Origin of the sequence: uncultured Salinisphaera sp. (assembly GCF_964012375.1) — a bacterium.
Lineage (GTDB): Bacteria > Pseudomonadota > Gammaproteobacteria > Nevskiales > Salinisphaeraceae > Salinisphaera.
On the sequence record NZ_CAXGSH010000017.1, the window covers coordinates 38245 to 45009 of the forward strand.

General features: G+C 65.7%; 5 protein-coding genes. 3 read left to right on the forward strand and 2 right to left on the reverse strand.

Translation table 11 applies throughout. The features are described from left to right. Nucleotides 1-86: 86 nt before the first annotated feature. The 3 genes from ABNU97_RS04950 to ABNU97_RS04960 all read left to right on the forward strand — a co-directional run bounded on the left by ABNU97_RS04950 (nt 87) and on the right by ABNU97_RS04960 (nt 2913). A complete protein-coding gene (locus tag ABNU97_RS04950; protein ID WP_348765640.1) occupies nt 87-704 on the forward strand; it encodes an ABC transporter substrate-binding protein in 618 nt (205 codons plus the stop codon). A 20-nt stretch (nt 705-724) separates the two neighbouring features. Continuing rightward, the gene (locus ABNU97_RS04955; RefSeq protein WP_348765641.1) at nt 725-1030 is read left to right on the forward strand and encodes an STAS domain-containing protein; all 306 of its coding nucleotides are present in this window, start codon (nt 725-727) and stop codon (nt 1028-1030) included. 326 nt (nt 1031-1356) lie between these two features. Next, nucleotides 1357-2913 (forward strand): class I adenylate-forming enzyme family protein, encoded by a 1557-nt coding sequence (locus tag ABNU97_RS04960; protein ID WP_348765642.1) that lies wholly within the window; start codon nt 1357-1359, stop codon nt 2911-2913. On the opposite strand, the gene ABNU97_RS04965 is transcribed toward ABNU97_RS04960, so the two are convergent. Both ABNU97_RS04965 and purL read right to left on the reverse strand, forming a co-directional pair. Next, nucleotides 2910-3323, reverse strand: a complete 414-nt coding sequence (locus tag ABNU97_RS04965; protein ID WP_348765644.1) for a GNAT family acetyltransferase — start codon at nt 3321-3323, stop codon at nt 2910-2912. The genes ABNU97_RS04960 and ABNU97_RS04965 overlap by 4 nt on opposite strands. A 32-nt stretch (nt 3324-3355) precedes the next feature. Further along, nucleotides 3356-6765, reverse strand: a 3410-nt coding sequence (gene purL / locus ABNU97_RS04970) for a phosphoribosylformylglycinamidine synthase (RefSeq protein ID WP_348765643.1), incomplete at its 5' end; no start/stop codon positions are given.

The following is a 6765-nucleotide window of genomic DNA, read 5'->3' on the forward strand; positions in this document are numbered from 1 at the left end:
CAATCAATTCAGATTCGATTCATCGCTGTCAGCGATACTCGATGCCATTCGAACACTCCTGTCGAACAACCCTGCGAGGATTCGCGATGTTACGCATTAAGCGCTCTCTGATTACTGCTTTCGCCGTGGCGCTGCTCGTGCCGGCGCTGGCCCTGGCAGCCCCCACACCGCCCGACCAGCTCGCTCGCGAAACGGTACAGTCGGTGCTTTCCAAGATGGAAGGCCGGCGCGACGAACTGCGCAAGAATCCGCAGGAACTCTACCAGCTCATCGATCAGGAACTCGTACCCCTGATCGACCTGCCCTATATGTCGCAGCTGGTGCTCGGCCGTGCCTGGCGCACCGCCACGCCCGAGCAGCGCGATCGCTTCCAGACCGCGTTCAAGAACATGCTGATTCGTACCTACGGCAACGGTCTGCTGAGCTTCGACGACAGCCAGGAAATCGAATACCAGCCCGTGCGCGCTGCCGAAGGCGCCGATGACGTGACCTTCCGCGCGATCGTGACCACCGACGACGGCCAGAAGACGCCGGTGACCTTCCAGCTGCACGTGGTCGATGGCGAATGGAAGATCTACGACGGCAGCGTCGGCAATCTGTCGTTCGTGACCAACTACCGCGGGCAGTTCAATTCGCAGATTCGCAACGGCGGCCTCGAACAGCTCATCGAGCGCATGGAATCGCGCTACAACACCGCCAGCTAGTCGCAGACGGCGCGCTCGACATGACCGATCAGGATACGCATACCGACCACGTCCAGCTCTCGGGTGAGCTGGACGCGGAAACCGTACCCCGCCGTCTGCGCGAATCGGAAAACTGGTTCGTGCATGGCGAAGAAACGGTGATCGACCTGTCCGGCGTCGAGCGCGTCGATAGCGCCGGCGTGGCGCTGCTGCTCGAATGGGTGCGCGATGCCCATGCCAACCACGCCTCGCTGAGCTTCATCAACGCCCCGGCACAGATGCGCGCCATCATCGATTTCTGTGCGCTCAACGACGTGATTCGCCTGAGAAGCCCGGCCAAGCCGTAGCGCCTGTCAGCGGATCGAGTCACTACAAGAAAGGGTCGCCTCGCGCGGCCCTTTTTTTTGCTCGGGACTGGCGCCGCATTCGGCCCGTAGCAGGCGCCGGCTTAGCAAATGCGCGACTCCTATCGAATGATCGTCCCGATTGGCGCGCATTTGCTTTGACTTGCCGGCCCGCTCGCGATTTTCCGAGCCATTGGACACGACGCCACACGAACCAACGAAACACGGTTTCACTTTCGTTGCGATCGGCATGGCTGCGTGCAAGACTCCGCAGCACAACGACTAAAATCCGCCGGCGCCGAACAGCCGGCTCTGCACGAGGAGCTTTCATGTCCAGCTACGCCCCCACCGAGGCCATGGCCGAATTCGGCACCCTGCCCGGCCGTGTTCATGAACACGCGCTCAGCCGACCCGACGCCGTTGCGCTGATCGACGCCGAGCGCAGCACGACCTACGGTGCGCTGGACAGCGTGGTGAACCGCGCGGTCGCCGCGCTTCAGCGTGACGGCTTCGCACCGGGCGACGTCCTCGCCCTGTGTGCCGCCAACTCTATCGATTATGTAGTGGCCATGCTCGCCGCGCTGCGGGCCGGCGGCTCGTTCGCGCCGCTGGCACCCTCGAGCACGGCCGAAGCCCTGGGGCTGATGCTCGACAACAGCGGCGCCACGTTCGCCTTCGTCGACGATTACGGCCGCAATGCCTGTGATGCGCTCGCGGCGCGCCCGGCCATTCGCACGATCAGCATCAACGGCGACACGCGCTATACGGGCATCGACGACTGGCTTGCCGACGATGGCGTGATGCCGACTCCGGTCGAGCCAGACCCGGATACGATCTTCAATATCATCTATTCCTCGGGCACCACCGGCGCGCCCAAGGGCATCGTGCATACCAACCGGCTGCGCTGGCCGCAGATCGCCGGCGGCGTGGTCAAGCTCTACGACGAAACCTCGGTCACGCTGGTATCCACGCCGCTGTATTCGAACACCACGCTGGTGAGCTTCATGCCGGCGCTGGCGGCCGGCGGCACGCTGGTATTGATGCCGAAATTCGATGCCGCACGCTTTCTCGCGCTCGCCGAACAACACCGCGTCACCCATGCCATGCTCGTGCCCGTGCAGTATCGGCGCCTGCTCGATCATCCCGATTTCGATCGCACCGATCTGTCCAGCTTCCAGGTCAAGTGCTGCACCAGCTCGCCGTTCGGCGCCGACGTAAAAGCCGAAGTGCTCGAGCGCTGGCCGGGCGGGCTGCTGGAATTCTATGGCATGACCGAAGGCGGGGGCAGCTGCATGCTCGTTGCCCACGAGCATCCGGACAAGCTGCATACCGTCGGCCAGCCCATGCCGGGCCACGAGCTGCGCATCATCGACGAAGACGGCGTCGAGATCGATCGCACCCGCGTGGGCGAAATCGTCGGTCATTCGGGCTTCATCATGCGCGGCTATCACGGCGACGCCGAGCGCACGCGGGCAACCGAATGGTACGAGCCCGACACCGGCGCCCGCTTCATCCGCACCGGCGATATCGGCTACTTCGACGAGGACGGTTTTCTCAACATCGTCGGCCGCGCCAAGGAAACCATCATCTCCGGCGGCTTCAATATCTTTCCCAGCGATATCGAGGCGGTGCTGCGCGAGCACGAAGCGCTGGCCGATGTGGCCGTGTTCGGTGTGGCCAGCGAGCAATGGGGCGAAACCCCCGTGGCTTTCGTCACCCTCGCTCCAGGTGCGGATATCGATGCCGAGGCGATTCAGGCCTGGGCCAACGAACGCCTGGGCAAGTTCCAGCGCCTGAACGATACGCGCGTGGTGGACGCCGTACCGCGCAACGCCATTGGCAAGGTGTCGCGCAAGGATCTGCGACGGATTTACGCTGAAAGCTAGTCGTCGGCGACCAGGCGTTTGCCCAGCGGGATGGCATCGTCTGCCACATAGCCCAGGCGTCGATAGAAAGCGAGCGCCTCGGTGTTGTCGCCCCGGATCATCAGATTGATCTTGGGGCAGCCGCGCTCGTGCAGCAGGTGCTCGGCGTGCGCCATGAGCGCACGCCCGATGCCTTCGCGCTGGCATGCGGGTGCGACCGCCAGATAGTTGACCCAGCCGCGATGGCCTTCATAGCCGATCATGATGCTGGCAACGAGTTCGCCGGCCCGCTCGGCCACCCGTAGCAGTTCCGGATCGACCGCCAGTTTGCGCTCGATATCGCGATACGGGTCGTTCCAGGGGCGGGTCAGGCCACAGGCCTGCCACAAGGCCACCAGCGCCTCTACGTCATCGGGCGCGAACGCCCGCAGCGTAAACGCCGCGACGCCGAGAGCCGCGACCGCTAGCCGACGAAACGCCGCGCGTTGCCGAACAGACGTGCCCAGGGGCTGAGTTCGCCCCAGCCTTTTGGCGCCCAGGACAGGTTCACGCTGCGGGTGACACGTTCGGGATGCGGCATGGTGATGAACACCCGGCCATCGGCATTGCACAGCCCGGTCACGCCCTGGGGCGACCCATTCGGGTTGGCCGGATAGGTGCTCGCGGGCCCGCCGCGACCGTCGACATAGCGCATGCCGACCTGGGCGTTGGCGGCGAGCATGTCCAGATCGTTGGCATCCGCGAATTCGGCCCGGCCTTCGCCATGGGCCACCGCGATCGGCACGCGGGTGCCGGCCATGCCCTCAAGCAGGACCGCCTTGGACTCGACGATTTCCACGCCGCTGGTGCGCCCTTCGAACTGGCGGGACGCATTGGCCACGAAACGCGGCCAGTGTTCGGTGCCGGGGATGATCTCGGCCAACGCCGCCAGCATCTGGCAACCGTTGCACACGCCCAGAGTGAACGTCTCGTCGCGTTCGAAGAAGTCGGCAAAAGCCGCCCGTGCACCGGCATTGAACAGAATCGATTTGGCCCAGCCCTGGCCGGCACCGAGCACGTCGCCGTAGGAGAAGCCGCCACAGGCCGCCAACCCCTGCATGTCCGACAGATCACGACCGGCCGCGATCTCGCTCATATGCACATCGACCGCTTCGAAACCGGCACGCGAGAACGCCCAGGCCATTTCGTTATGGCCGTTGACGCCCTGCTCGCGCAGAATCGCCACGCGCGGGCGTGTGGTATTCACGAACGGCGCGGCCAGGTCTTCGCTCAGATCGAACGACGGCGCCGCCGGCAGGCCGGGATCTTCGTCGTCGAGCAGCGCCTCAAACGCCTGATCGGCGCTCGCCGGGTCGTCGCGCAGCGCGGCCATGGCATGGCTGGTCGCGGCCCAGGTCCGTTCCAGCGCGGCGCGCGTGTTGGTATAGATCGTTTGCCCTGCGTGACGCACGACCAGGCCAGGCTCGGCCGTGACCGTGCCGATCGCATGCGCGGTCAGGCCCGCGGCGCGCAGTTCGCCGACCACCACCGACGCATCGTCCGCGCCGACCTGCAGCACGGCGCCCAGTTCTTCATTGAACAACGCCGCCAGCGCATCGTCGCCGAGGTCGTCGAGCGCGATATCGGCGCCTACCCGGCCGGCGAATACCATTTCGGCCACACAGGCCAGCAGGCCGCCATCGCTGCGGTCGTGATAGGCCTTGATCCGGTTCTCGCCGGCCAGGCGCTGGACGACGCCGAAGAACTGGCGCAGCTGTTTGGGCTGATCCAGATCCGGTGCGACGTTACCGAGCGCCCCGAATGCCTGGGCGAAAGCCGAGCCGCCGAGGCGGTTCTTGCCGTTACCCAGATCGGCCAGCACGAGTGCAGTGCGCCCATCGCTCGGTGCGGCCAGCTGCGGCGTGAGCGTCGAGCGCGCCGCGCTCACAGGCGCGAAGGCAGACACGATCAGCGACAGCGGCGCGCTCATGCGGCGTTCGTTGCCATTGTCGTCGCGCCAGACGCTGCGCATGGACAAGGAATCCTTGCCTACCGGAATCGCCAGGCCGAGTTCGCTGCACAGCTGTTCGCCCACCGCCTGTACGGTGTCGTAGAGCCGTGCATCCTCGCCCGGTTCGCCGCAGGCCGCCATCCAGTTGGCGGACAAACGGACATCGGTGAGCTTGTCGATACGGGCGGCCGCGATATTGGTCACCGCCTCGGCCACGGCCATCCGGCCGGAGGCCGGCGCATCGATCAAGGCCAGCGGCGTGCGCTCGCCCATGGCCATCGCTTCGCCGGTGTCGCCCGTATAAGCGGTCGTGGTCACGGCCACGTCGGCGACCGGCACCTGCCAGGGTCCGACCATCTGGTCGCGGGCGGTCATGCCGCCCACGCTGCGATCACCGATGGTGATCAGAAACGATTTGCTGGCCACGCTGGGCACGCGCAGCACGCGTTCGACAGCCTCGGCCACGTCGACCGCGCTGTGGTCCCAGGCGTCCAGCTCGAGGCGCTGGTGTTCGACGTTGCGCTGCATCTGCGGGGTACGCCCGAGCAATACGCCCATGGGCATATCGACCGGATAACGTGCGTCCTCGTTGTCGGCTTCGCCGTCTTCGACGGTGAGCCGCGACTCGGCCGTGGCCGTGCCGACCACGGCATAGGGGCAACGCTCGCGTGCGCATAGCGCTTCGAAGGCGTCGAGCTGGTCGGCCGCGATCGCGAGCACATAGCGCTCCTGTGATTCGTTGCACCAAATCTCCATCGGCGACAGGCTCACGTCGGCCGCGTCCACGTCGCGCAGGCGAATACGCCCGCCGCGGTCGTCGGCATCGATGATTTCGGGCAGCGCGTTCGACAGCCCGCCTGCGCCCACGTCATGGATCGAAGCAATCGGATTGTGGGCGCCGAGCGCAATACAGCCTTCCACGACTTCCTGGCAGCGGCGTTCCATTTCCGGGTTGGCGCGCTGTACCGAGGCGAAATCCAGCTCGGCCGACGAGGTGCCGCTGGCCATCGACGAGGCCGCGCCGCCACCCAGGCCAATCAGCATGGCCGGCCCGCCGAGCACGATCAGTGCGGCATCGACCGGCACCACGTGTTTTTCGACGTCGTCGGGGCGGACGTTGCCCATGCCGCCGGCGATCATGATTGGCTTGTGATAGCCGCGGATGCCGGTGGCCTCGGACTGGTACTGGAAACTGCGGAAATAGCCGCCCAGCGCCGGTCGGCCGAATTCGTTGTTGTAGCGGGCCGCGCCGATCGGCGCATCGCGCATGATCTCCAGCGGCGTCGCGATGGTCGCCGGGCGGGCGTCGTCGATTTCCCAGGGCTGGATATCGTCCGGCAGACGCAGATCGGACACCGAAAAACCGGTCAGCCCGGCCTTGGGCTTGCCGCCACGTCCGGTGGCGGCTTCGTCGCGAATCTCGCCGCCCGCGCCCGTAGCCGCCCCCGGATTGGGCGCAATCGCGGTCGGGTGGTTATGCGTTTCCACCTTCATGAGCAGATGCACGGGTTCTTCGTGCAGCCGATAGACCCGATCCGCGCCGACCAGCTGGCGGGTGGCGTGATGACCCTCGATCACCGATGCGTTATCGCGATAGGCCGAAAGCACGCCCTCGGGCGCGGCCCGATGCGAATCGCGGATCATGTCGAACAGCGACTTGGCACGGGTCTCGCCGTCGATCGTGAACGCGGCATTGAAGATCTTGTGCCGGCAGTGCTCGGAGTTGATCTGGCCGAACATCATCAGCTCGACGTCGGTCGGGTCGCGATCGAGCGCGCGATACTGCTCGGCGAGGTATTCGATTTCCTCGTCAGCCAGGGCCAGACCCCAGTCGCGATTGGTGGCCTGAAGCGCCGCCACGCCCTGCGCGGCCAATGGCACCC

Excerpts from the sequence above, each read along its gene's own strand:
- ABNU97_RS04955 (WP_348765641.1), top strand. The coding sequence starts at position 725 with ATGACCGATCAGGATACGCATACCGACCACGTCCAGCTCTCGGGTGAG.
- ABNU97_RS04950 (WP_348765640.1), top strand. The coding sequence starts at position 87 with ATGTTACGCATTAAGCGCTCTCTGATTACTGCTTTCGCCGTGGCGCTG.
- ABNU97_RS04960 (WP_348765642.1), top strand. The coding sequence starts at position 1,357 with ATGTCCAGCTACGCCCCCACCGAGGCCATGGCCGAATTCGGCACCCTG.